The sequence below is a fragment of the Pseudomonas sp. 5Vm1k genome, from assembly GCF_056161485.1.
Window position 1 is genome coordinate 43,984 of sequence record NZ_JBSPCZ010000005.1, and the last position, 22,412, is coordinate 66,395.

Here is a 22,412-nt window from a genome sequence, read left to right on the forward strand (position 1 = left end):
CAAGTTGTTCTGCGGGTAGCTTATTTGAGTCTAGAGTGATCATTGGCATCAGCCAGTGACAATAGGCGCCACTTTAGTATCCTTCGGTAATTGGCCGTAGCATGCGGCTCATCATGTAAGTAGACGCCATGAGCGAACGAACGACTTCTGCAAGCTGGGCGATGGGGATTGTCAAAGCACTGGAAATGGACGGCCTGGATTGCCGGGTTCTGTTCAAACAGCTGGGGCTCGACTACGCGGCACTGGATGATCCGGATGCGCGCTTCCCGCAAGATTCCATGACGCGGCTCTGGCAGCGCGCGGTCGAGCTGTCCGGTAACCCGGCGATCGGCCTGAACATGGGCAAAGTGGTGCGACCGGCGTCCTTTCATGTCGCCGGTTATGCGTTGATGTCCAGCCAGACCCTGGCCGAAGGCTTCCAGCGGCTGGTGCGTTATCAGCGGATCATTGCCGAAAGTGCTGACCTGAGTTTCCGGTTGTTGGAAGAAGGTTATGCGCTGATTCTGACGGTCCATGGCGACCACCTTCCGCCGACCCGGCAAAGCGCCGAAGCCTCACTGGCCTGCGCCCTGGCGCTGTGCGGCTGGCTGACCGGGCGCACTCTGCAACCGCGCAAAGTGTTGGTGCAGGGCGACGAACCCGCCGACCTCGAACCCTATAAACAAGCCTTCCACGCACCATTGGTGTTTAACGCGCCTTACGACGCGTTGATCTTCGAGCGTGCCGACATGGAAGCACCGCTGCCGACGGCCAACGAAGCCATGGCGCTGCTGCACGACCGGTTTGCCGGCGAATACCTGGCGCGGTTTTCCGAAAGTCGCGTCACCCACAAGGCCCGGCAAGTCCTTTGCCGTTTGCTGCCTCAGGGCGAACCCAAGCGCGATACGGTGGCGCAGACGTTGCACTTGTCACAACGCACGTTGCAGCGACGCTTGCAGGAAGAAGGCACGAGTTTCCAGACGTTGCTGGATGACACCCGACGTGAACTGGCCGAGCAATATCTGGCGCAGCCAACGATGACCCTGCTGGAAATTGCCTACCTGTTGGGATTTGCCGATCCGAGCAATTTCTTCCGCGCTTTCCGCCGCTGGTTCGACGCTACGCCCGGCGAGTACCGGGCGCGGTTGCTGGACGCGCCAAAGCAGGTCAGTGACGCCAGAACGCCGGAATACACAGAACGAACACCGTAATGATTTCCAGGCGTCCCAACAGCATGCCGAACGAGAGAATCCACTTGGCGGCGTCCGGCAGGGTGGCGAAGTTGCCCGCCGGGCCAATCGTCTCGCCCAAGCCAGGACCGACGCCGGACACGGTGCTCGCGGCACCGGTCAGCGCAGTCATCCAGTCCACACCCAGCAGCGACAGCAGCAGCGCGATCACGCAGATGGTGATGGCGAAGAAGAACGAGAAGGTCAGGATCGAGCGCACGATCTCTTCGTCGAGTCGGTGGCCGTTGTACTTCTGTTTGATCACCGCCCGCGGGTGAATCAACTGGTTAAGGTTGGCCTTGAGCAGGATGTAGGCGACCTGAAAGCGGAAGATCTTGATCCCGCCCGCCGTCGAGCCCGAGCAGCCGCCGACAAAGCCCAGGTAGAAGAACAGCATCAGCGAGAAATTGCCCCACAGGCTGTAGTCCCCGAGTGCAAACCCTGTCGTCGTGACCACCGAGGTCACGTTCAGCGCCACATGCCGCAGCGCATCCAGCCAATGCAGATTGGTGGTCCACCAATACCAGGTGCCGAGCACCAGCCAGGTCACCAGCAACATGCCGAGCAAACCCTGGACCTGCTGATCCTTGATCAGGGCTCTGCGGTTACCGCGTAACGTCGCCACGTACAGGGTGAACGGCAGGCTGCCCAGAATCATGATCACCACCGCGACCCAGTGCACCGCCGGTTGCTTCCAATGGGCCAGGGACTCGTCGGAGGTGGAGAAACCGCCGGTGGAAATCGCCGACATCGCGTGGTTGATCGCATCGAACAGATTCATCCCGGCCCACCAGAACGCCAGGCTGCCGACGATGGTGATGCCGACGTAAGCCGCGACGATCAAGCGCGCCACCATGTGCGAGCGGGGCATGACTTTTTCGGAACGGTCCGAGGATTCGGTCTGGAACAGGCGCATGCCACCGATACGCAGCAACGGCAGAATCGCCACCGCCATGCCGATAAAGCCGATGCCGCCGAGCCAGTGCAGTAATGAGCGCCACATCAGGATGCCGGGGGACATGGTGTCCAGGCCGCTGAGCACCGTAGAACCGGTGGCGGTGATGCCGGACATGCTTTCGAAGAACGAGTCGGTATAGCTGATGTGCTGGGTCAGCAGGAATGGCAGCGCGGCGAAGATGCACACCACCAGCCAACTGCTGACGGTCAGCAGGTACATGTCTCGCGGGCGCAAGTGCACGTGTTCGGGGCGTCCGGGAATGACTAGTGCCAGGCCGGCGACGAAGGTGATCATGCTGGCCCAGAGGAAGGATGGAAGGTCGCTGGTGCGGTCGAAAATCACCAGGGTAGCCATAGGCACGACCATGGCGATGGCCAGGGTGATCAGGAAGATGCCGATGATGAAACCAATGATCCGTAAGGTCGGCAACGCCATGAAGTCCGCTCGGGCTGAAAGGGGGAAGGGCGCCATTCTACCTGCGAGGTCTGCCATGTAAACCGGCAGCCCGGAGCGCTTCTGGCTAGAATAGCCAAACATTTTTTACAGGAGGTGGCCGATGCAGGCTCTCGACGCTTTGCTCAACCGTGTTTCCGTTCCACGACTGCTGGACCCTGCGCCGACTGCCGAGCAACGGGAAGTGCTGTTCGCCGCCGCCATGCGTGCGCCGGATCACGGTCATTTGCAGCCTTGGCGCTTCCTGACCGTCGAAGGCGCGGCGCGTGAGCAAATGGGTGAGTTGCTGGCTGAAGCCGCGAAGTTGCAGGACAGCGAAGTGTCCGAAGCGGCGCTGGACAAAGCACGCAACGGTCCGTTGCGAGCGCCGCTGGTGGTGGTGGTGATTGCGCGGTTGCAGGATCACGTCAAATACCCGAAGTCCGAACAACTGCTGGCGGCGGGCTGTGCAGCCCACGGAATTTTGCTGGCGGCGTATGCCCAAGGGATTGGCGCGGTGTGGCGTACGGGAGACTTGGCTTATTCGGCGCATGTCGCCAAAGGGTTGGGACTGGCGGAAGGGGAGGAGGTGATTGCGTTCCTGTACCTCGGCACACCGCAAAAAGAGCCGCGGGTTGCAGAGAAGGTTGATCTGGCCGAATTCGTCAGCGCCTGGTCTGGTAAAGCTTAAAGATCAAGAGATCGCAGCCTCGTTTCACTCGACAGCTCCTACAGGCGTACACATAACCCCGTAGGAGCTGACGAGTGAAACGAGGCTGCGATCTTTTCGCATCACCCATGTTTACGGCTGAACAACAGCCCCCGGCACCAACGGCAATTCCAGGCTGGCGATAAACCCGCCATCCGGATGATTGGCCAGCACCAGGCTGCCGCCATGCCGTTCCGCGGCTCGCCGTGCGATGGCCAGCCCCAAGCCATGCCCGGCCGCTGTTTGCCCCGGCGCGCGGTAGAACGGCTCGCCCAGCAGGTTCAAGTGCTCGGCCTCGACCCCTGGCCCATGGTCGCGCACGCTCACCACCATCCGCTCGCCCTGGCGTGAAGCCTGCATTTCAATCGGTTGGCCCACCGGGTTGAAGCGCTGGGCATTACGCAGCAGGTTGTCCACGGCGCGCTCGATCATGGTTGGCCAGCCTTTGAGGTTCAACTGCGGCTCGGCTTCCAGGTGCACGGTTTGTTCCGGGTAGCCCAGTTGCGCGTCCTTCTGCAGGGTGTGCAGCAAAGCGTTGAGATCAACCTCTTCGGCACTGGCGTTATCCGCATCGACGCGCGCCAGAACCAGAATTTCGCTGATCAGCGCTTCCAGTCGGTCGCATTCGCGGGTCAGGCGCGGCCAGAGTTTTTCCCGTTCCTCAGGATTGGCCCGCTCAGCCAAGGCCAGGGCAATGCGCAATCGAGCCAGGGGCGAGCGCAATTCATGGGACACGTCCCGCAGTAGTTGCCGCTGGCTACCGATCAGGCTTTGCAAGCGCGCGCCCATGCGGTTGAAATCATTGGCGAGCACGCCGAATTCATCGCGGCGGTTGGCCAGTTTCACCAGGCTGTTCTGCTGATAGGTGGTTTGCCCCAGATCATGCACCGCGCCGCGCAATCGGCTGAGGGGGCGGGTGATCGAGAGCGTCACCAGCAGACTGAACAAGGTCAGCACCACCAACGCAATGCCCAGCGCACTCAACGGCCACAGCAGGCTTTCGCGGTGCCAGGAATCCAGTTCCGGGTGCGGGATGCGGTAGATCAGCAGGTAGGTGTTGCCGGTTTTGTCGCTGGTGTACTCGGCGGTCAGGCGCCGCCATGGCAGGCGACGATCGTCGTCGTTCTGCCGCGCTTCAAACGCCGCCGCCCGACGCGGGAAGGTGCCGCGCACCACCGGGTCGCCGCTCTCGTTGAGCACCTGGACGTCGATGTGATATTGGCGTTTGCGTTGTTCGAGGATGTCCTGGGCGGCGTCTTCGCCCTGGGCTTCGTACGTCTGCGTCCACTCTTCGGCCAGGGTGTTGAGGCCCGGATGGCGGCTGAGAATCCACGCATCCTGGTTGAGCATGTGCCCCAGCAGAATCGAAAGCCCTGCAACCAGAGCGATGGCCAGCCAGAAGCTGGCCAGGATACGCCAGAACAATGAGCGCACAGAAAATCCTCAAGCAAACACAAATCCCATGTGGGAGCGAAGCCCCTCTTGTAGGAGCGAGGCTTGCCCGCGAAAGCGATTTCATGATCAACAGAGATGTTGAATGTTAAATCGCTTTCGCGGGCAAGCCTCGCTCCTACAGGGGTTGGCAAGCTGGCTTGCTTCCACATTGAACAGAATGGCAAAAGACCCAACGGTGATGGCCGTTGGGTCCGGGGTTAACGCATTATTGCGCTTTTTGCGGCTGTTGCGCTTTCCAGGCCTTGAACTCAGCCCACTCGGCGCGGCGCTCGGCCTGTTTTTTCTGGATCTCGTCGAATTTCTTCTGTTGATCCGGTTTCAGCACGGCGCGCACATCGGCCTGGGCTTTCTGATGCTTGGTGGCCATTTCGTCTTTCATGGCTTTCTGGTCAGCCGGGGAGAGTTTCTCCAGGTATTTCTCGACCAGTTGTTTGCGATCATGCATCTGCTCGCCCATGATTTTGCGGATCTGCTCACGCTGTTCGCGGCTCAGGTCCAGCTGGCTGTAGGGGCCGCCTTTACCGTGGTGGTACATCTGACCGCCGTGGCGCGGGCCGTCCATCGGGCCACCCATCGGGCCGGCACCTTCAGGCATGGCCATGGCAACGGTCGGCAGGGCGGCGGCGAACATCAGAGCGATAAGAGTCTTGCGCATGGTGAATCTCCTTGTCTCGTTCCCGGTACGTTCCGGATGAGTTCAGATTACGGAGATCAAGGTCAGCGGCGGTCAGCGGAGCGTAAAGCTTGGGTAAAGACAATTTTGTACCGACCTGACAATTCCACCAAATTCGCCACCGGCCGATTTAACGCGGTCTGCGTAGGAACTGCCGAAGGCTGCGATCTTTTGATTTTGCTTTTAAAAGACAAGATCAAAAGATCGCAGCCTTCGGCAGCTCCTACAGGGATTTTTTGCGTTGGGCAGGTCCCGATCAGAGGCTGTAGTAGTAGCCGCGGCTACGCAGCGCCACGATGCGCGGACGACCGTCGGGGTGCGGGCCGATCTTTTTGCGCAGGTTGCTGACGTGCATGTCCAGGCTGCGGTCGTACAGGGTCAGCTTGCGACCGAGGGCGATCTGCGCCAGTTCCTGTTTATCCAGGGGTTCGCCGGGTTGCTTGATGAGGGCTTCGAGCAGGCGGCTTTCGGAGACGGTGAGGGTGAACTCCTGTTCATCGATGCTGACCACGCCGCGCACCGGGCTGAAGCACAGGTCGCCGAGTTCGAGCTGGCTGGACACCGCCGCCGGATGACTGCGGCGCAACACAGCGCGCAGCCGGGCTGTCAGTTCCCGTGGGTCGCAGGGCTTGGCCAGATAATCGTCGGCGCCGAGTTCCAGGCCGAGGATGCGGTCCAGCGGTTCGCCCCGGGCCGAGAGCATCAGCACGGGCAAGTCCGGATGGTCGCTGCGCAGTTGCTTGAGCAGTTCCAGGCCACTGCCGTCAGGCAGCATCACGTCCAGCACCACGGCGGCCGGGGAGGTTTCGGCCAGCGCACGGCGGGCACTCTGGCCATCGTGACAGGCACGGACCACAAAGCCTTCCTGGCTCAACCAACTGCTCAGGAGCTCGCACAGCTCCTGGTCATCATCAATTAATAACAGCTCGCTCATGACTCACTCAATTTAGCCATTGCCGACGTTTTCGACTTGCTCCACTAGCAAAGATACCGCAGAGCAGGGCCAATAGCGCTACTCCGGCTCCGGTGACGAACCATTGCTGCTGATCAGTCAGCAAGCGCGGCAGCGGACCGTTGGCCAGGGCTTCCTTGAGTTGCAGCTTCAGACGCTGGTTCTCCTGGCGCAACCGGGCCAGCTGGGCGCTTTCACGTTCAGCATCGGCATTTTGCAGTTGTTTGTTCAGCTCTTCTCGTTGCTGCTCGCTGACCTTCAAGCGTTGCTGCAACTCGGCGATCTGGCTGCCGGCGCTCAAGGACAGCGGCGTGGAATTGCTGCCAGTGGCAGCCTCTTCACCGTGTACGGGAGCCACGATCGACAACGTCACCAACATCAGACACAACGGACCCTTGCGCATCACGACTCCTGATTCCAATCGAGTTATTGGGCAAGTTGTCGGCAGGCAAACGAGAATAATGAGCGATTGAGAGCGCGATGAACCGACAAGGTTCATCGCGTAGGGGAAATTTACGGCAGGACTTGCTTGAACGGCTTCACGGAAACGTTGGCGTAGACGCCTGCAGCGACAAACGGGTCAGCCTCGGCCCAGGCCTGTGCGGCAGCCAAAGATTCGAATTGGGCGACGATCAGGCTGCCGGTAAAACCAGCGGCGCCCGGGTCATTGCTGTCGACGGCAGGGTTGGGGCCAGCCAATACGATGCGACCTTCGCTCTTGAGCTGGTTCAGCCGCTCAAGGTGTGCCGGGCGTGCGGCCAGGCGAGCTTCCAGGGAGTTGGCGACGTCTGTAGCAACGATTGCATAAAGCATGTCAGTCCTCGGTTTTTGGCGTAGTGGTATCGGCGTCATGCAGGTGGCGGGACAGGTAGATGCCCTGCGCGACCAGGAACAGCAGCGTCATGCCCAGACTGCCGAAGACTTTGAAGTCGACCCAGTAGTTCTGGAAGGTGAACGCGACGAATAGGTTGGCGGCGCCGCAGAACAGGAAAAAACCGATCCAGGCGATGTTCAGGCGAGTCCAGACCTGATCCGGCAGGGTCAGCGCGTGGCCCATGATGCGCTTGATCAGCAACTGGTCGCCGATGAAGTGGCTGCCAATGAAGGCGAGGGCGAACAGCCAGTTAACCACCGGGGCTTTCCATTTCAGGAAGGTTTCACTGTGGAACGCCAGGGTCAGGCTACCGAAGACCAGGCAGGCGATGAGGGTCAGCCATTGGCTTTTCTCCAGCTTGCGCTGTTTGATGAAGAGCGTGCCGTACACCACCAGGGAGCTGATGATCAACATCGCGGTGGCGCTGTAAATACCGCCTACAGTGACCTCATGACCGGCAATGTCGACGACCCGTGGATCGATTTTGAAGACGATGAAAAACAGCAGAAGCGGGATGAAGTCGATGAATTGTTTCACAGTGGCAGCCAGAAGCAGGATGTGTCGGCATAATAACAAACATATTGGCGCGCGATAGCGCCAGCTGATTTGAGGTTACAAAGCCCTGTGAATGTTGATTTGCACTGCCATAGCACGGCCTCCGATGGCGCCCTGGCGCCTGCGGTACTGGTTGCGCGTGCGTTCGAGAAAGGCGTGCGAGTCCTGGCCTTGACCGATCACGACACCCTTGAAGGCCTCGATGAGGCCCGCAGCGCCGCGACGGCGTTGGGGATGCAACTGGTCAACGGCGTCGAATTGTCCTGCACCTGGGGCGGCGCGACCATTCATGTGCTGGGCTACGGTTTCGACGTCAATGCCGTACCGTTGGTCGAGGCAATCGCCAAATTGCACGATGGCCGCTGGCTACGGTCCGAAGAAATAAGCCGCAAACTGGCGCTCAAAGGTATGCCAGGCGCGATGGACGGTGCCCGCGAGATGCAACAGGCGTTGGGCGACAGCGGCAATGCGCCGGCCCGCCCGCATTTTGCCGACTGGATGGTGCGCGAAGGTTTCGTCAAGGATCGCGCCGAAGCGTTCCGCAAATGGCTGGGTGCCGGCAAGCTGGGGGACGTCAAGCAACACTGGCCGACCCTGGAAGACACCGTCGCCACCCTGCGTGCCGCCGGCGCCTGGGTCAGCCTGGCGCATCCTTGGCACTACGATTTCACTCGCAGCAAGCGTCGTCGCCTGATTGCCGACTATATTCAAGCGGGGGGCCACGCTATCGAAGTGGTCAATGGCCATCAGCCCGCCGAACAGGTCGGCAGCCTGGCCATTCTTGCTCGCGAATTCGGTCTGCTGGTCAGCGCCGGCAGTGATTTTCATGGCCCTGGAGGCTGGTCGGAAATCGGTGAATACCGCCCGGTTCCGGAGGATCTGCCACCGTTATGGTGTCGATTCAAACATGACCCAATTATTGCCGCCGTCTGAACAGGTAGAGAATGTGAGTCAATTTTTCCAGATTCATCCGGAAAACCCGCAAGCGCGCCTGATCAAACAGGCTGTCGAGATCATCCGCAAAGGCGGGGTGGTGATTTATCCCACAGACTCGTCCTACGCCATTGGTTGCCAGATCGGCGACAAGAACGCTGTGGAGCGCGTGCGCCGGTTGCGTCAGCTCGACGACAAACACAACTTCGCACTGATTTGCAGTGACCTGTCGCAGTTGGGGCTGTTCGCCAAGATCGACACCGGCACCTTCCGTATCCTCAAGGCCCATTTACCTGGGCCTTATACGTTTATCCTCAACGCCACCCGCGAAGTGCCGCGCCTGTTGCTGCACGCCAAGAAGCGCACCATCGGCCTGCGGGTGCCGAGCCATCCGATTGCCCTGGCGCTGCTGGCAGAACTCGGCGAGCCGTTGATGAGCGTGACCCTGATCATGCCTGGCGACACCGATCCGTTGAGCGATCCACACGAAATGCGTCAGTTGCTGGAGCATCAGGTGGACCTGATCATCGACGGCGGTTTCGGCGGGATCAAGGCGTCCACGGTGATCAACCTGGCCGATGGCGAACCCGAAGTGATCCGCGTCGGTTGCGGTGATCCGACGCCGTTCATGGCCGAGGCGTAGATGTCTGCAGTAGAACCCGTCGACAGTCAGGCCGGAGCCCAGCAAGAGCTGCCCTTCGCCATGGTCTATGGCCAGGCGGTCATGGAAATGCCGCTGGACCTGTACATTCCTCCGGACGCTCTGGAGGTGTTCCTCGAAGCGTTCGAAGGTCCCCTCGACCTGCTGCTGTACCTGATCCGCAAACAAAACATCAACATCCTCGACATCCCGGTGGCGGAAATCACCCGGCAATACATGGGCTATGTCGAGTTGATGCAGTCGGTGCGCCTGGAACTGGCCGCCGAGTACTTGGTGATGGCCGCGATGCTGGCCGAGATCAAGTCGCGGATGCTGCTGCCGCGCGCGGAAACCATCGAAGCGGAAGAAGACGATCCGCGCGCCGAACTGATTCGCCGCTTGCAGGAATACGAACGCTTCAAGGCTGCGGCCGAGGGCATCGATGGCCTGAGTCGGGTTGGCCGCGACGTGGTGGTGCCCAAGCTCGACGCCCCGGAAGCCCGGGCGCGCAAGCTGTTGCCGGACGTGAGCCTGGAAGAATTGCTGATGTCCATGGCCGAGGTCCTGCGCCGTGGCGACATGTTCGAAAGTCACCAGGTCAGCCGTGAGGCATTGTCCACCCGCGAGCGCATGAGTGATGTGCTGGAACGGCTCAAGGGCGGCGGTTTCGTGCCCTTTGTCGAGCTGTTCACCGCAGAGGAAGGACGGCTGGGCGTGGTGGTGACCTTCATGGCGATCCTCGAACTGGTCAAGGAATCCTTGGTCGAGCTGGTGCAGAATGAGGCGTTCGCGCCGATCCATGTGCGGGCCCGAGCCGAATAACGAGTTGAATCATGAACCTGACTGAACCCCGCGAGCTGGCGCCACTGCTTGAAGCCTTTCTGTTGGCCTCGGGAAAACCGCAATCGCTTGAACGCTTGTTCGAACTCTTCGAAGAAGGCGAACGGCCGGAGCCGCCGGTCTTCAAAAAAGCCCTGACGATTCTGGCCAAGTCTTGCGATGGCCGCGCCTTTGAGTTGAAAGAAGTCGCCTCCGGCTACCGCCTGCAGATCCGTGAGAAGTTTTCGCCGTGGGTCGGCCGCTTGTGGGAAGAGCGCCCGCAGCGTTATTCCCGCGCCATGCTCGAAACCATGGCGTTGATCGCCTATCGCCAGCCGATCACCCGGGGCGAGATCGAAGACGTGCGGGGCGTGGCGGTTAACAGCCATATCGTCAAGACGTTGCTGGAACGCGAGTGGATTCGCATCGTCGGTTACCGCGATGTGCCAGGCAAACCGGCGATGTTCGCCACCACCAAGGTGTTTCTCGATCACTTCAACCTGAAGAACCTCGACGACCTGCCGCCGCTGGCTGAACTTCGGGAAATGGAGCCTGACCCGGTACTCGATTTCGACGATGCGCCGGTCCCGGCCAGGTTGCAGGAACTGGCCGACGCCAGCGCCGAGCCGGAAGAACCCAAGGAAGAAACCAGTTTCCATACGCTGTTGCTGGAGCTGGACACCATGGAGGAGGGGATCAAGACCGACTTCGACGATTTGTTGCGCGATGGGGCGTTGACTGAGACTGAAGAGGTTCAGGAGCATCCCGAGCCGGAGATCGAAGTTGAACTTCAGCCTGCGCCGGAAATTGAAGTTGAACTTCATCCTGAGCCCGAAGCCACAATCGACGAAGAGCCGGAAGAAGAGCTGGAAGACGATGTTCTCGGTGTCGCCGAAGCGCGCGAAAAACTCCTGGCCGCCGTCGCCGCCCTTGAGCAGCAAAAACCCGAACCCGAACCCGAGCTGAGCGACGAAGAAGCCGAAGCCCGCGCCCTCGCCGAAGCGATCGAAGCCGAGCGCCGCGAATTCGACGACTGACCCAAAACCTGCGGTCAACGCAGATCCCCTTGTGGGAGCGGGCTTGCTCGCGAAGGCGGCTTATCATTCAACATAGATATCGCCTGACACTGCGCATTCGCGAGCAAGCCCGCTCCCACAGGGGGTTTGTGATGTTCTCAAAGAACGTGTGCACCTCCGTCCCTCTGTAGGAGCGAAGCTTGCTCGCGAAGACGGCGGCCCATTCAGCATCGATGGGTCAGACACACCGCTTTCGCGAGCAAGCTTCGCTCCTACAGGAAGCGCGTTCACAGGAGTAATTGATGAGCTCAACCAAAGACCCCTGCATCAGCGTCTGCAAATTCACCGACGACATCTGCCTCGGCTGTGGCCGCAGCAAGCGTGAAATCAAGGCCTGGAAGAAACTCGACAAGACCGACAAGCGCACAGTGATGGCCGAAGCGGCGCTGCGATTGATCAAACTGGGTGCCACCGGTCGGCGGAAACACCAGTAAGTCTTCATTCATCAGCTAGTCTCTGATGCGCGAACGCTTGCATGAGCGTATGATTCGCGACCCTTCGGCGATCCCTTCGCCCAAGTACCAGTTTTTACATCGCTTCAGGACCTCACTTCAGAGCTTCCTGAACAGACCACACCGGGAGGTGCCCAGATGAGTATCAACGACCAGAAAGACGACCAGGAAATCGGCCCAGCAGGCGAAAAACTGCAGAAAGTCCTCGCCCGTATCGGCGTCGGCTCGCGCCGTGACGTGGAAGCCTGGATCAGCCACGGCCGCATCAAGGTCAATGGCAAAGACGCCACCCTCGGGCAGCGCGTCGACATGCACGACGCCATCACCATTGATGGCAAGGTGATCAAGCGCGAAGAAGCCGCCGAGTCGGTACGCCGCGTGATCATGTACAACAAGCCCGACGGCGAAATCTGCACCCGCCTCGACCCGGAAGGCCGTCCAACCGTTTTCGACAAGATGCCGAAACCAAAAGAAGGTCGCTGGATCAACATCGGTCGTCTGGACATCAACACCACCGGTTTGCTGATGTTCACCACCGACGGTGAATTGGCTAACCGCCTGATGCACCCTTCCTACGAAATGGACCGTGAATACGCGGTACGTGTACGTGGCGAAGTTGATGACGAAATGATCGAGCGCTTGAAAGCAGGCGTCGTCCTCGAAGACGGCCCGGCCAAGTTCACCGATATCAAGCAGGCGCCGGGTGGCGAGGGTTTCAACCACTGGTATCACTGCGTGGTGATGGAAGGTCGCAACCGCGAAGTTCGTCGTCTGTGGGAATCCCAGGGTCTGGTGGTCAGCCGTCTGAAGCGCGTGCGTTTCGGTCCGGTGTTCCTCAACTCCGACCTGCCGATGGGTCGCTGGCGCGAAATGAGCCAGTACGAAGTCGACATTCTGAGTGCTGAAGTGGGCCTGACGCCTGTGGCCATGCCGCAGATGAACGCCAAGAGCAAAGACAAGCTCGATCGCATGCAGCGTAAATCGTCGCGTCCGATGGGCAAGACCGAGCGCGTGCGTTCGTTGCGTCCAGCCATCGGTAACCAGACCGCTGCTACGCCGCGTGACTCCCGTGAGCCGCAAATCGAAGGCGAGCGTCCAGCCCGCAAACCAGCAGCGCCACGCGCTGATGGCGAGCGCGGTCCACGCACGCCGCGTCCGGCCAACGGTCGCACCGAGCGCGGCGAAGGCCGTGGTGCTCCGTCCGGTGGTCGTAGCGATCGTGGTGCTCCTCGTGGCGAGGCTCGTGGTGATTCGAGTCGCGGTACGCCAGTGGCAGACCGTCCGGCCGACACCAAGCGTCCGGCCAAGCCTGTCGGGAAGAAACGCCCAGGCATCGTGCTGGTCGACAAGGACACGCCATCGGGCAAACGCCGCGGTGCGCCAGCCGGTTCGGGCCAGCGTCCAGGCTTTGGTCGTCGCAAGCCTGAGTAATCGGTAAGCGCCACACGAAAAACGCCAACCTTCGGGTTGGCGTTTTTTTGGGGTCTGGCAAAACCGGTTTTCAGAGTGTGGATGTACCTGTGGCGAGGGAGCTTGCTCCCGCTGGGGCGCGAAGCGGCCCCAAAACCATTCAAATCGTGTCGGCTGGTTTTGCGACTGCTGCGCAGCCGAGCGGGAGCAAGCTCCCTCGCCACAGGGTGCGGTGTTGTTTAAAACACAAACCGCCCATCAAACAACGGCTCATCATCCAGCGCCAACACGCCACTGGAGAAGATCAAATCCAGGTGATGACTGCCCTTGGCTCCGCCGCCCAACCCCAGGTGCAAGCCGCAATGGCGCTCCTCGAAGCCGGCGTTGCGCGCATAGAGTTCCTTAACGCCTTCGTTGGTACCGATACCCAGCTCTTCGATCCGCCGGTTCGATGGATTGGCATCCAGGTATTTGTTGAAGTCATGCTCAAGCCCCGGCACGTCCGTAGCGATTTTGCTGATGGTCGAGTTCTCGATCCACAACTCCAGCGGCGACTCCAGCACCCCGTACTTACGGGCGAAAGGAATGGTGCTGAGGAACGTTCCCATGAACTTCACCCGGCCATTGATCTCCTCGCTGTGGGTCGCAATTTCTCCGGGCGCCAGATCAAAGTTGCCGACACCGTTAATGTCAGTCCACTTCTTGATACTGCTCAGCGGTGTTTCAAACCATGAGCCATGGTCATCTTTGAAACTGAGTGTTGTTGCGTGGGACATGCGCTGGATCAAGTGGCTGTTCAACCCGGCAATGCGTTGCGGGGTGACACTGAACGTGTCGTAAAAGTAATCGCCGTAATCCTTGAACAGCAACGACTTCTTCCAGTTCTCCGCCATCACCCCTTGCAGCGCGCGGACAAACTCCGGGCCGTCGGGACGTGGGTTGGGCAGGGTGGAAGAGTCGTAGAAGAAAATATACAGATCGCTGTCGGTAATTGCCCGGGCCAGCAAATCCGTGGGTTCGAGGTCCAGGCGCATGGCGCTGAAAGTGAACTGTGAGCTGTTGCCGGCCTGTTCGGCGATGGCGCCGGTCAGTGCCTCATAATCAGCGGTGTGGCCGAGCAGGACCTTCGCCGGGTTGATACCGACGAGGGCTGGGTGATGTTCGAGGTAGTAAAGGAAATGCGAGATAGCGCGTTGCTTATCCATGTAGTCCTCCCTGACAAACCGAGAAATGTGGCAGGCACGACCGGCCGGATCGTACCTGCCGGGATGGCTTACAGAGGCCACATCGCCGTGCCGAACGGAACAACCGCGTCGGCTTGCATCATTTCAACGGCGGCTTCATGGGTCGGTGCTTCAAACCAATCGTCCAGTTGCAGTTCAGTTTCCAAGTCTTTGTCCAGTTGCATAGTGAATCTCCTAGATGACTTTTGAGTAAGAACAGCGACGTGTTTTTCAATCAATGAATAACTCGCCAACTTGCCGGTCGATGCGGCTCGGCAAGTCGCTGAAAACCTAGTTCACAGGGTTTTAAAACGCAAAAAAATAATTAAATAAGATTTATTTGAACTATTTATTCCATTTTCGGCAGGCGAACTTCTTAATAAAAAACAAAAAACTAACTCGGCCTTTTCCTTAGGAAGCTTCCTAACGTCAATTTGCAGTCGGCCTACGGAGAGATCTGATTTGGCAAAATTTCGTTACGGTGTGTAACGCATATTTTACGAATTACGCGCTCAATGCCCTTGGAATAAGCTCCCTGTCAGGGCTGTAAGGAAAATCTTCCGCATGCCCATGCCGCAACGATTCCGCAAGGCTCTGGCGCGCTTGTTTCAGTAGCGTATGAAGGGTGAGATGCGCCCATGCCTGTCGTGCAGGTGCATAACAAGAAGGAGGCGCAATGAACGCCGTGACTCATCTCCATCTCTCCCCGTGGGCAGGTTTTTTACTCGCCTGCGTCGATGACCTGCAAAGGTCTGACTTCTTTTTTGCAGCCGCCCGGCACCCCCGAAGCGGACACAGGCAATCCCGGCAACCGACGCGCTGATTCAGCGGTGTCTGGCAGCAGGGGGTTAGCGGTGTACAATGCGCCGCGTTTTAACTGTGACCTCCTGCGCATCAGCGCAAATTTCAAGGCTACCCGTCTTGTTCACTCCGCCGCGCCACAAGCGTGTCGGGTTCGATTTCGTCACAGATAAAAACAAACAGGTGACGCATGACCGTTGTTAATACGCTGAACTCCTGGTGCTTGCGCTGGGGTTTGATCGGCGCTGCTTGAAATTGCAACCGAGCAGCAACGTCTACTGAACATCATCAAACCTTGCGTGAGACCCTTTTCATGAGTGGACAAAACTCGCATTCAGGCGAGCTGAAACGCGGCCTGAAAAATCGCCATATTCAATTGATCGCCCTCGGTGGCGCGATCGGTACCGGGCTGTTCCTCGGCTCGGCGGGCGTTCTGAAATCCGCCGGCCCGTCGATGATCCTCGGCTATGCCATCTGCGGCTTCATTGCCTTCATGATCATGCGCCAGCTCGGCGAAATGATCGTCGAAGAGCCGGTCGCCGGTTCTTTCAGCCACTTCGCGCACAAATACTGGGGCGGTTTCGCCGGTTTCCTGTCGGGCTGGAACTGCTGGATCCTGTACATCCTGGTGGGCATGTCGGAGCTGACCGCGGTCGGCAAATACATCCACTATTGGGCACCGGACATCCCGACCTGGGTCTCGGCGGCCGGTTTCTTCGTGCTGATCAACCTGATCAACCTGGCCAACGTCAAAGTCTTTGGCGAGGCCGAGTTCTGGTTCGCGATCATCAAGGTCGTGGCGATCGTCGGCATGATTGCCCTGGGCAGTTACTTGCTGGTCAGCGGTAACGGCGGCCCGCAAGCGTCGGTGAGCAATCTGTGGTCCCACGGCGGCTTCTTCCCGAACGGTGTGAGCGGACTGGTGATGGCCATGGCGATCATCATGTTCTCCTTCGGCGGCCTGGAAATGCTCGGTTTCACTGCGGCCGAAGCCGACAAGCCGAAAACCGTGATCCCGAAAGCCATCAACCAGGTGATCTACCGGATCCTGATTTTCTACATCGGCGCACTGGTTATCCTGCTGTCGCTGACGCCATGGGACAGCCTGCTGGCGACCCTCAACGCGTCCGGTGATTCCTACAGCGGTAGCCCGTTCGTGCAAGTGTTCTCGATGCTCGGCAGCAGCACCGCTGCGCACATCCTCAACTTCGTGGTCCTGACGGCGGCGTTGTCGGTGTACAACAGCGGCACTTACTGCAACAGCCGTATGCTGCTGGGCATGGCCGAACAGGGCGATGCGCCGAAGGCTTTGGCGAAGATCGACAAGCGCGGCGTGCCGGTGCGTTCGATCCTGGCGTCGGCGGCGGTGACACTGATTGCCGTGCTGCTGAACTACCTGATCCCGCAAAACGCGCTGGAACTGTTGATGTCGCTGGTGGTGGCCACCCTGGTGATCAACTGGGCGATGATCAGCTTCTCGCACTTCAAATTCCGGCAGCACATGAACAAGACCAAACAAACGCCGCTGTTCAAGGCCCTGTGGTACCCGTACGGGAACTACATCTGCCTGGCGTTCGTGGCGTTCATCCTGTGCGTGATGCTGCTGATTCCGGGGATCCAGATCTCGGTGTATGCGATCCCGGTGTGGGTCGCATTCATGTGGGTTTGCTATGGCATCAAGAACAAGCGCAGTGCGCAACACGCGCTGCAGACTGCAAGCTCAAGCGTGAAGTAAGCGCAGAGCGCAGCAACAACAAACCCGGCCATGTGCCGGGTTTGTTATTTCAGGATTTACACAAAACTCCCTGTGGGAGCGGGCTTGCTCGCGAAGGCGTCGTGTCAGTCGATGATGATGTCGTCGGACACTCCCTCTTCGCGAGCAAGCCCGCTCCCACACTGGATTTGTGTTGAACACACTACCCGCGAACACCACCCAACCCCTGTAGGCGCTGTGATGTCAGTGATTACTTTTCATCCAGGAAGCTCTGCACCGACGCATTGAAAAACGCCGGGTCCTGGATAAACGCGAAATGGCTGACATTTGGCAGGATCAGCAGGCCGGCACCGGGGATGGCCGATGCCATGTATTCGGTGTGTTCCCGTTTGATCGCCTCGTCATGGTCGCCATCGACGATCAGTACCGGGCTTTTGATTTTCGCCAGGTCTTCGCTGGTCCAGTTCGGTTGGCTCGCCCACATGTGGCTGATTTGCTCGACGAACGCGTCGTACTCTTTTGGGGTGGGCGACAGCTTCGCGTATTCCTTGCCGGCGCGTTCGATGTAGGCGGCGAAGGTCGGGTTTTTCTCGACACCTTCCTTGACCCCAGAGGTTTGGGTGTTGGCGGCGAAGGCGAACACTTTGCCGACACGCTGCGGATAGCGCATGGCCAGGTCCAGCCCGAGAATCGCGCCGTCACTCCATCCCACGAAGTCGGCACGTTCGATCTTCAGCTTGTCGAGCACCGCGATGACGTCGTCCGCCATCAAGTCATAGCCGAAAGGTCGCGCATCTCGCGAACTGCGACCATGGCCACGGCTGTCGAGGGTGATGACCGTGTGCTTCGCGGAGAGAGCCTTGACCTGGTTGCCCCAGTAATCGGAGTTGGCCAGGCCACCGTGAAGCAGTACGACGGGAGAGCCATGGCCGGTGATTGAGTAATAGAGCTTGATGCCGTTGACGTCGGCGTGACCGGTTTTGGCGCTGGTGATCGGGGCAGGAGTGGCCGGCAGCGTTTCCCATCGTTCGACGGCGTGAGCCGCATTGAATGACAGCAGCAGGCAGAAAGCAGCAAGCAAGCGACGAGGCATAGGTCTCTCCGTTAAAAAGGCCTGATCGGCGTGATCCGGATTCTTTAGCGTAGAACTCAACCGTCAGAAGGCCAGGAACTACGGAGCGCGGGGCTTATGCAAAACCCTGTGGGAGCGTGACTTACCCGCGAAAAGGCCGGCACATTCAACATTGATGTCGACTGACCCACCCCTTTCGCGAGCTAGCCCGCTCCCACAGTGGATTTGTGTTGAACACACTACCCGCGAACACCACCCAACCCCTGTGGGAGCGTGGCTTGCCCGCGAAGAGGCCGGCACATTCAGCATTGATGTTGTCTGACCCTCCGCCTTCGCGGGCAAGCCTCGCTCCTACAGGGTATTCTGGCGACTCTGAATACGGACGCTTTTTTCCATGCTGGTGATATCCAACAACGTGCATCTGCCGGATGCCGAGATCGAATTGACCGCCATTCGTGCCCAGGGCGCGGGAGGGCAGAACGTCAACAAGGTCTCCAGCGCGATGCACCTGCGCTTCGATATTCCGGCCTCATCCTTGCCTGAGTTCTACAAGGAACGGCTGCTGGCGCTGCGCGACAGTCGCATCACCAGCGACGGCGTATTGATTATCAAGGCCCAGCAATACCGCACGCAGGAAGCCAATCGCGCGGATGCGCTGGAACGACTGGTCGAGTTGATCCTCAGCGCCACCAAAGTCGAAAAGAAGCGCCGCCCGACCAAGCCGACCCTCGGTTCGAAGAAGCGTCGGCTGGAATCGAAGACCAAGCGCGGCAGCATCAAGGCCGGGCGCGGTAAGATCGACTTCTAGCGGGGCTCTCTTTCTTCGCGATACTTCGGTGCTTGCCGGTACAGATAAACGCTCAGCGCCAGACCGCTCAGCGCGGCGAGGGCGGCAAACAGGAAGATCGACGCAAAGCCGAATCCCGCCGCAATCGCACCGGCCAGTGGCCCGGTAATCCCCAGCGACAAATCGATAAACAACGAATAGGCCCCAACCGCCGCGCCGCGACTGGAGGCCGGCACCAGGTTGACCGCTTCCACGCCCAGCGCCGGAAACACCAGTGAGAAGCCGAAACCGCTCAGCGCCGCACCGGCCAGTGCCCAGTGGGCATCCGGCGCCAGCCACAGCAGCAACAGCCCCAGGGTTTCCACCGACAGGCAGGCAATCGCCACGCGAAACCCGCCAAGGCGGTTTATCAGGTTGCCGAACAACAGCCGCGCACCAATGAAGCTGGCGCCGAACAGGCTCAGGCAGAGCACCGCGTTCGACCAATGCTGCGTGGCGTAATACAGGGTAATGAAGGTGGCAATGGTGCCGAAACCGATGGAACCCAGCGCCAGGCCGCAGCCATGCGGTAGCACCCGGCCCAGCACATGCATGAAGGGCAGGCGTTCCCCGACCACAATCGGCGCGGCGGTTTTCGGCCACGCTAGCGCCAGGCCCAACACCGCCAGCAGCACAATACTTACGCCCATGCTCCACAAGCCCATTTGGTTGACCAGCAATACGCCCAGCGGCGCTCCAATAGCGATGGCGCCGTAGCTGGCGATGCCGTTCCAGGAAATCACTTTGGCGGTGTTCGCCGCGCCGACCCGGCCGATGCCCCAACCGATCGAACCCGAGCCCACGAGGCTTTCCGCGCTACCCAGCACCAGCCGGCCGATCAACAGGCTGATCAGGCTGAGCATCGGCAGGCTTTGGGTCCAGGCCGAAATCAGCATGAACACACCACTCAAACCGCAACCGGCGAGGCCGTACATCACCGCCAGTTTGCTGCCCTTGTTGTCGATGATGCGCCCGGCGTAAGGCCGGCTGAGCAGGGTGGCCAGGTATTGCACGCTGATTACCAGCCCGGCGATGACCGCGCCGAAACCCAGGTCGCTGTGGACGTAGCCCGGCAATACGGCCAGGGGGATGCCGATGTTGAGGTAGCCGATGAAGGTGAACAGGACGATGGAAACGACTTGCAGCGTGACCGCCAGGGGGCGCTGGTTTTCTGACATGGGTAAAGGTCCACGGGGCAGCAGGATAGATAGGCTGCTTATGATAGCGGCGCGAGGGGCGGGCGGTCGTGGAAAAGTAAAACTATTTGCCGGGCGGGGATGAATCAGGATTTGGCGGGGGCGACCAGTTGCGTGGTGACTAGCGCGGCCAGGGCGTTTTCTTCGCTACCGAAACGGGCGAGCAGAGCGGCTTGTTTTTCGGGGGAGAGGCGATTCCAGATCTCGATCATCTTCTCGGCGGTGCCGATCAGGACGCTGGCTTGCGTTTCGCTAAATTCGTCGGTCATGGCGGGGTGCTCGGGGTTCAGGCGGTGTGGAAAGCGCATGTTAGCGCTTTCCACACGGTCTGGCATTGCAGGTGTTTCAGTCTTCGCTGTCAGCCTTTCGACTGTCAGTGGCTTCTTTCGGCTCAGGCTGTTGGGCACTGGCTTGTTGCGGGGTTGTCTGCTCAGTTTCGTGCAGGCTTGGGAAGGGGAGATTAGGGATCTCGTGCATGTTCGCGCTCCTCGCAAAGTCTGTTGATAGATCTGGTAGATCCGCGCTTTTAAAAAGCTTGGGCAGGATACAGCAGGAGATATGACAAGCAGACTTTTATATCCATTTGTTTCGACGGATGGAGTTGTCTAGACAGGTCAATAGGAGAGACGTGATCGTTCCCACGCTCTGCGTGGGAATGCCTCAATGGACGCTCTGCGTCCGCTTTGGTAGGGACGCGGAGCGTCCCGGACTGCATTCCCACGCAGAGCCTGGGAACGATCAATGTGGGAGCGGGCTTGCTCGCGAATGCGGTGTGTCAGTCAATGTTGATGTCAACTGACACTCCGCTTTCGCGAGCAAGCCCGCTCCCACATAGGGATGTGTAATGGCTCGAGGTTACTTGCAGACTTCAGCAATCGCCTCGGCCAGCAGCGCCAAACGCGTCGCATCAATCCCCGCCACGTTGGCCCGACCGGAATTGACCATGTAAACGCTGTGATGATCACGCAGCTGTTTAACCTGGTCCGCCGTCAGCCCGGTGTAGGAGAACATCCCGCGTTGCACGCCGATGTGCGCAAAACGCTCACGCAAGCCGTGAGGCTCAAGGGCTTCGACCAGACCGCTGCGCAGTTGGGCGATGCGCAAACGCATGGCTTCCACTTCGTCGGCCCACAGGCTTTTCAGCTCCGGGTCGCCGAGGATGGTCGCCACTACCGCCGCGCCGTGATCCGGCGGTGTCGACCACAGGTTGCGAGCGATGTTGGCCAGTTGACTGCGGATATCCACCAACTTCTCGGCGGTTTTCGCGCAAACAATCAGCGCACCGGTGCGGTCGCGGTACAGGCCGAAGTTTTTCGAACAGGAACTGGTGATCAGCACTTCCGGCAACGCGTCGACGAACAATCGGGTGGACCAGGCGTCCTGTTCCAGGCCATCGCCGAAGCCTTGGTAGGCGAAGTCGATCAGCGGCAGCAGCTCGCGGCGGCGGACCACGTCGAGCACCCGGCGCCAATCGTCATGGGACAGGTCGAAACCGGTCGGGTTGTGGCAGCAGGCGTGCAGCAACACCACGTCGCCCTTGGGGGCTTCGTTGAGTACCGCGAGCATTGCTTCGACGTCGAGACGGTTGTCGCTGCCCACGTACGGGTAGTGACTGACTTTGACCCCAGCCGTGGCGAAAATCGTTTCGTGAATCGGCCACGTCGGGTTGCTCAGCCACACGCCACGGCCCGGCAGCATCTGCGCGATGAAGTCTGCGCTCAAACGCAATGCACCGGTGCCGCCCGGGGTCTGGGTGACGCCGGCCCGTTGCTCGGCGATCAGCGCCGAATCGGCACCGAGCACCAGCTCGTTCATGACTTTGCCGAACGCCGGATCGCCATGACCACCGATGTAGGTCTTGGTGGTCTGACGATCCACCAGTCGCGCCTCGGCAAGTTTCACCGCTTGAGGAATCGATGTCAGGCCCTGGGCGTCTTTGTAGACACCCACGCCAAGGTCGAATTTGCGCGGGTTGGGGTCCTGCGCATAGGCCTCCATCAGGCCGAGAATCGGGTCGCCGGGTACTCGGCCGATGGCGTCGAAATGCATTATTTGCGGCCCTCGGCGTCCTTGGCTACGTCGTCAGTGCGTGCGGCCATGATGAAGTCGTTGCGGTGCAGGCCCTTGATGGAGTGGCTCCACCAGGTCACGGTGACTTTGCCCCACTCGGTCAGCAGGCCCGGGTGGTGACCTTCGGCCTCGGAGATTTCACCGACAGCGTTGGTGAAGGCCAGGGCGTGCTTGAAATTCTTGAACAGGAAAACTTTTTCCAGCTGCATCACGCTGTCGCGGACTTCGATGTTCCAGTCAGGGATCTGCTTGATCAGTACTGGCAGTTCTTCGTCGCTGACCTGAGGGGCGCCGGCTTGGCAGGCTTCGCAGTGGGCTTGGTTCAAAGTGGACATGGTCTGTTTCCCGATTCGATTCTTGTTAG

The 22,412-nt window shown here is 59.7% G+C and carries 25 protein-coding genes; 10 read left to right on the plus strand and 15 right to left on the minus strand.

What is annotated here, in order from left to right; genetic code table 11:
• Positions 1-128 precede the first annotated feature (128 nt).
• Positions 129-1,190 carry an AraC family transcriptional regulator gene (locus tag ACWIKB_RS11560; RefSeq protein WP_475266907.1) on the plus strand — a complete coding sequence of 354 codons (1,062 nt, stop codon included), beginning with the start codon at positions 129-131 and terminating at the stop codon, positions 1,188-1,190.
• On the opposite strand, the gene ACWIKB_RS11565 is transcribed toward ACWIKB_RS11560, so the two are convergent.
• The gene (locus ACWIKB_RS11565) at positions 1,147-2,601 is read right to left on the minus strand and encodes a TrkH family potassium uptake protein (RefSeq protein ID WP_475266908.1); all 1,455 of its coding nucleotides are present in this window, start codon (positions 2,599-2,601) and stop codon (positions 1,147-1,149) included. The genes ACWIKB_RS11560 and ACWIKB_RS11565 overlap by 44 nt on opposite strands.
• 121 nt (positions 2,602-2,722) lie before the next feature.
• Between ACWIKB_RS11565 and ACWIKB_RS11570 the strand changes: the two genes are divergently transcribed.
• Entirely contained in the window at positions 2,723-3,289 is a 567-nt protein-coding gene (locus tag ACWIKB_RS11570) for an NAD(P)H nitroreductase (RefSeq protein WP_475266909.1), read from the plus strand.
• Between the two features lie 111 nt (positions 3,290-3,400).
• Here the strand turns inward: ACWIKB_RS11570 and ACWIKB_RS11575 are convergent, their stop codons facing one another.
• From ACWIKB_RS11575 to ACWIKB_RS11600, 6 genes are all read right to left on the minus strand, one after another.
• Complete coding sequence (locus ACWIKB_RS11575) at positions 3,401-4,741, minus strand: sensor histidine kinase (RefSeq protein ID WP_475266910.1); 1,341 nt, start codon at positions 4,739-4,741, stop codon at positions 3,401-3,403.
• Between the two features lie 226 nt (positions 4,742-4,967).
• Positions 4,968-5,417 (minus strand): Spy/CpxP family protein refolding chaperone, encoded by a 450-nt coding sequence (locus ACWIKB_RS11580; protein WP_123509089.1) that lies wholly within the window; start codon positions 5,415-5,417, stop codon positions 4,968-4,970.
• 274 nt (positions 5,418-5,691) lie between these two features.
• Positions 5,692-6,369, minus strand: a complete 678-nt coding sequence (locus ACWIKB_RS11585) for a response regulator transcription factor (protein ID WP_123509090.1) — start codon at positions 6,367-6,369, stop codon at positions 5,692-5,694.
• Between the two features lie 7 nt (positions 6,370-6,376).
• Positions 6,377-6,790, minus strand: a complete 414-nt coding sequence (locus tag ACWIKB_RS11590) for an SH3 domain-containing protein (protein ID WP_475266911.1) — start codon at positions 6,788-6,790, stop codon at positions 6,377-6,379.
• 110 nt (positions 6,791-6,900) lie between these two features.
• On the minus strand, positions 6,901-7,200 hold the full coding sequence (locus tag ACWIKB_RS11595) for a YciI family protein (RefSeq protein ID WP_475266912.1): 300 nt from the start codon (positions 7,198-7,200) through the stop codon (positions 6,901-6,903).
• A 1-nt stretch (position 7,201) separates the two neighbouring features.
• Positions 7,202-7,798, minus strand: coding sequence for a septation protein A (locus ACWIKB_RS11600; protein WP_403018033.1), 597 nt, complete (start codon positions 7,796-7,798; stop codon positions 7,202-7,204).
• Between the two features lie 87 nt (positions 7,799-7,885).
• Between ACWIKB_RS11600 and ACWIKB_RS11605 the strand changes: the two genes are divergently transcribed.
• From ACWIKB_RS11605 to rluB, 6 genes are all read left to right on the plus strand, one after another.
• Positions 7,886-8,749 (plus strand): PHP domain-containing protein, encoded by an 864-nt coding sequence (locus tag ACWIKB_RS11605; protein ID WP_054049224.1) that lies wholly within the window; start codon positions 7,886-7,888, stop codon positions 8,747-8,749.
• Positions 8,750-8,762: 13 nt separating this feature from the next.
• Positions 8,763-9,392 (plus strand): L-threonylcarbamoyladenylate synthase, encoded by a 630-nt coding sequence (locus ACWIKB_RS11610; protein WP_054049612.1) that lies wholly within the window; start codon positions 8,763-8,765, stop codon positions 9,390-9,392.
• A gap of 120 nt (positions 9,393-9,512) precedes the next feature.
• The gene (locus ACWIKB_RS11615; RefSeq protein WP_475267364.1) at positions 9,513-10,211 is read left to right on the plus strand and encodes a segregation and condensation protein A; all 699 of its coding nucleotides are present in this window, start codon (positions 9,513-9,515) and stop codon (positions 10,209-10,211) included.
• 11 nt (positions 10,212-10,222) lie between these two features.
• Entirely contained in the window at positions 10,223-11,245 is a 1,023-nt protein-coding gene (gene scpB / locus ACWIKB_RS11620; RefSeq protein WP_475266913.1) for an SMC-Scp complex subunit ScpB, read from the plus strand.
• 281 nt (positions 11,246-11,526) lie between these two features.
• Positions 11,527-11,718, plus strand: coding sequence for a DUF1289 domain-containing protein (locus ACWIKB_RS11625; protein ID WP_475266914.1), 192 nt, complete (start codon positions 11,527-11,529; stop codon positions 11,716-11,718).
• Positions 11,719-11,874: 156 nt separating this feature from the next.
• Positions 11,875-13,167, plus strand: coding sequence for a 23S rRNA pseudouridine(2605) synthase RluB (gene rluB / locus ACWIKB_RS11630; RefSeq protein WP_403018037.1), 1,293 nt, complete (start codon positions 11,875-11,877; stop codon positions 13,165-13,167).
• A 218-nt stretch (positions 13,168-13,385) separates the two neighbouring features.
• On the opposite strand, the gene ACWIKB_RS11635 is transcribed toward rluB, so the two are convergent.
• Together ACWIKB_RS11635 and ACWIKB_RS11640 are read right to left on the minus strand one after the other, a co-directional pair.
• A complete protein-coding gene (locus ACWIKB_RS11635) occupies positions 13,386-14,351 on the minus strand; it encodes a M29 family metallopeptidase (RefSeq protein ID WP_475266915.1) in 966 nt (321 codons plus the stop codon).
• A gap of 68 nt (positions 14,352-14,419) precedes the next feature.
• Positions 14,420-14,554 carry a hypothetical protein gene (locus tag ACWIKB_RS11640; RefSeq protein ID WP_054049237.1) on the minus strand — a complete coding sequence of 45 codons (135 nt, stop codon included), beginning with the start codon at positions 14,552-14,554 and terminating at the stop codon, positions 14,420-14,422.
• Positions 14,555-15,483: 929 nt separating this feature from the next.
• Between ACWIKB_RS11640 and ACWIKB_RS11645 the strand changes: the two genes are divergently transcribed.
• Entirely contained in the window at positions 15,484-16,905 is a 1,422-nt protein-coding gene (locus tag ACWIKB_RS11645; RefSeq protein ID WP_475266916.1) for an amino acid permease, read from the plus strand.
• 229 nt (positions 16,906-17,134) lie between these two features.
• Here the strand turns inward: ACWIKB_RS11645 and ACWIKB_RS11650 are convergent, their stop codons facing one another.
• Complete coding sequence (locus tag ACWIKB_RS11650; protein WP_475266917.1) at positions 17,135-17,977, minus strand: alpha/beta fold hydrolase; 843 nt, start codon at positions 17,975-17,977, stop codon at positions 17,135-17,137.
• A gap of 373 nt (positions 17,978-18,350) precedes the next feature.
• On the opposite strand from ACWIKB_RS11650, the gene arfB reads away from it, so the two are divergent.
• Entirely contained in the window at positions 18,351-18,764 is a 414-nt protein-coding gene (arfB, locus tag ACWIKB_RS11655) for an alternative ribosome rescue aminoacyl-tRNA hydrolase ArfB (RefSeq protein ID WP_010461917.1), read from the plus strand.
• Here the strand turns inward: arfB and ACWIKB_RS11660 are convergent.
• The 5 genes from ACWIKB_RS11660 to ACWIKB_RS11680 all read right to left on the minus strand — a co-directional run bounded on the left by ACWIKB_RS11660 (position 18,761) and on the right by ACWIKB_RS11680 (position 22,383).
• Positions 18,761-19,960, minus strand: coding sequence for an MFS transporter (locus ACWIKB_RS11660; protein WP_475266918.1), 1,200 nt, complete (start codon positions 19,958-19,960; stop codon positions 18,761-18,763). The two genes, arfB and ACWIKB_RS11660, sit on opposite strands and share 4 nt — an antisense overlap.
• Positions 19,961-20,064: 104 nt before the next feature.
• On the minus strand, positions 20,065-20,247 hold the full coding sequence (locus ACWIKB_RS11665; RefSeq protein ID WP_123409247.1) for a hypothetical protein: 183 nt from the start codon (positions 20,245-20,247) through the stop codon (positions 20,065-20,067).
• A gap of 76 nt (positions 20,248-20,323) precedes the next feature.
• Positions 20,324-20,455, minus strand: a complete 132-nt coding sequence (locus ACWIKB_RS11670) for a hypothetical protein (RefSeq protein ID WP_256207532.1) — start codon at positions 20,453-20,455, stop codon at positions 20,324-20,326.
• 378 nt (positions 20,456-20,833) lie between these two features.
• On the minus strand, positions 20,834-22,027 hold the full coding sequence (locus ACWIKB_RS11675) for an amino acid aminotransferase (protein WP_475266919.1): 1,194 nt from the start codon (positions 22,025-22,027) through the stop codon (positions 20,834-20,836).
• A complete protein-coding gene (locus ACWIKB_RS11680; protein ID WP_123509107.1) occupies positions 22,027-22,383 on the minus strand; it encodes a 4a-hydroxytetrahydrobiopterin dehydratase in 357 nt (118 codons plus the stop codon). The genes ACWIKB_RS11675 and ACWIKB_RS11680 overlap by 1 nt, the downstream gene beginning before the upstream one ends.
• Between the last annotated feature and the right edge of the window lie 29 nt (positions 22,384-22,412).

Bases quoted from the DNA above. Each gene is read 5' to 3' on its own strand.
- ACWIKB_RS11645 (WP_475266916.1), top strand. From the start codon at position 15,484: ATGAGTGGACAAAACTCGCATTCAGGCGAGCTGAAACGCGGCCTGAAA.
- scpB (WP_475266913.1), top strand. From the start codon at position 10,223: ATGAACCTGACTGAACCCCGCGAGCTGGCGCCACTGCTTGAAGCCTTT.
- arfB (WP_010461917.1), top strand. From the start codon at position 18,351: ATGCTGGTGATATCCAACAACGTGCATCTGCCGGATGCCGAGATCGAA.
- ACWIKB_RS11570 (WP_475266909.1), top strand. From the start codon at position 2,723: ATGCAGGCTCTCGACGCTTTGCTCAACCGTGTTTCCGTTCCACGACTG.
- ACWIKB_RS11580 (WP_123509089.1), bottom strand. From the start codon at position 5,417: ATGCGCAAGACTCTTATCGCTCTGATGTTCGCCGCCGCCCTGCCGACC.
- ACWIKB_RS11650 (WP_475266917.1), bottom strand. From the start codon at position 17,977: ATGCCTCGTCGCTTGCTTGCTGCTTTCTGCCTGCTGCTGTCATTCAAT.
- ACWIKB_RS11635 (WP_475266915.1), bottom strand. From the start codon at position 14,351: ATGGATAAGCAACGCGCTATCTCGCATTTCCTTTACTACCTCGAACAT.
- ACWIKB_RS11565 (WP_475266908.1), bottom strand. From the start codon at position 2,601: ATGGCGTTGCCGACCTTACGGATCATTGGTTTCATCATCGGCATCTTC.
- rluB (WP_403018037.1), top strand. From the start codon at position 11,875: ATGAGTATCAACGACCAGAAAGACGACCAGGAAATCGGCCCAGCAGGC.
- ACWIKB_RS11585 (WP_123509090.1), bottom strand. From the start codon at position 6,369: ATGAGCGAGCTGTTATTAATTGATGATGACCAGGAGCTGTGCGAGCTC.
- ACWIKB_RS11595 (WP_475266912.1), bottom strand. From the start codon at position 7,200: ATGCTTTATGCAATCGTTGCTACAGACGTCGCCAACTCCCTGGAAGCT.
- ACWIKB_RS11670 (WP_256207532.1), bottom strand. From the start codon at position 20,455: ATGCACGAGATCCCTAATCTCCCCTTCCCAAGCCTGCACGAAACTGAG.
- ACWIKB_RS11560 (WP_475266907.1), top strand. From the start codon at position 129: ATGAGCGAACGAACGACTTCTGCAAGCTGGGCGATGGGGATTGTCAAA.
- ACWIKB_RS11625 (WP_475266914.1), top strand. From the start codon at position 11,527: ATGAGCTCAACCAAAGACCCCTGCATCAGCGTCTGCAAATTCACCGAC.
- ACWIKB_RS11640 (WP_054049237.1), bottom strand. From the start codon at position 14,554: ATGCAACTGGACAAAGACTTGGAAACTGAACTGCAACTGGACGATTGG.
- ACWIKB_RS11675 (WP_475266919.1), bottom strand. From the start codon at position 22,027: ATGCATTTCGACGCCATCGGCCGAGTACCCGGCGACCCGATTCTCGGC.
- ACWIKB_RS11590 (WP_475266911.1), bottom strand. From the start codon at position 6,790: ATGCGCAAGGGTCCGTTGTGTCTGATGTTGGTGACGTTGTCGATCGTG.
- ACWIKB_RS11660 (WP_475266918.1), bottom strand. From the start codon at position 19,960: ATGTCAGAAAACCAGCGCCCCCTGGCGGTCACGCTGCAAGTCGTTTCC.
- ACWIKB_RS11665 (WP_123409247.1), bottom strand. From the start codon at position 20,247: ATGACCGACGAATTTAGCGAAACGCAAGCCAGCGTCCTGATCGGCACC.
- ACWIKB_RS11680 (WP_123509107.1), bottom strand. From the start codon at position 22,383: ATGTCCACTTTGAACCAAGCCCACTGCGAAGCCTGCCAAGCCGGCGCC.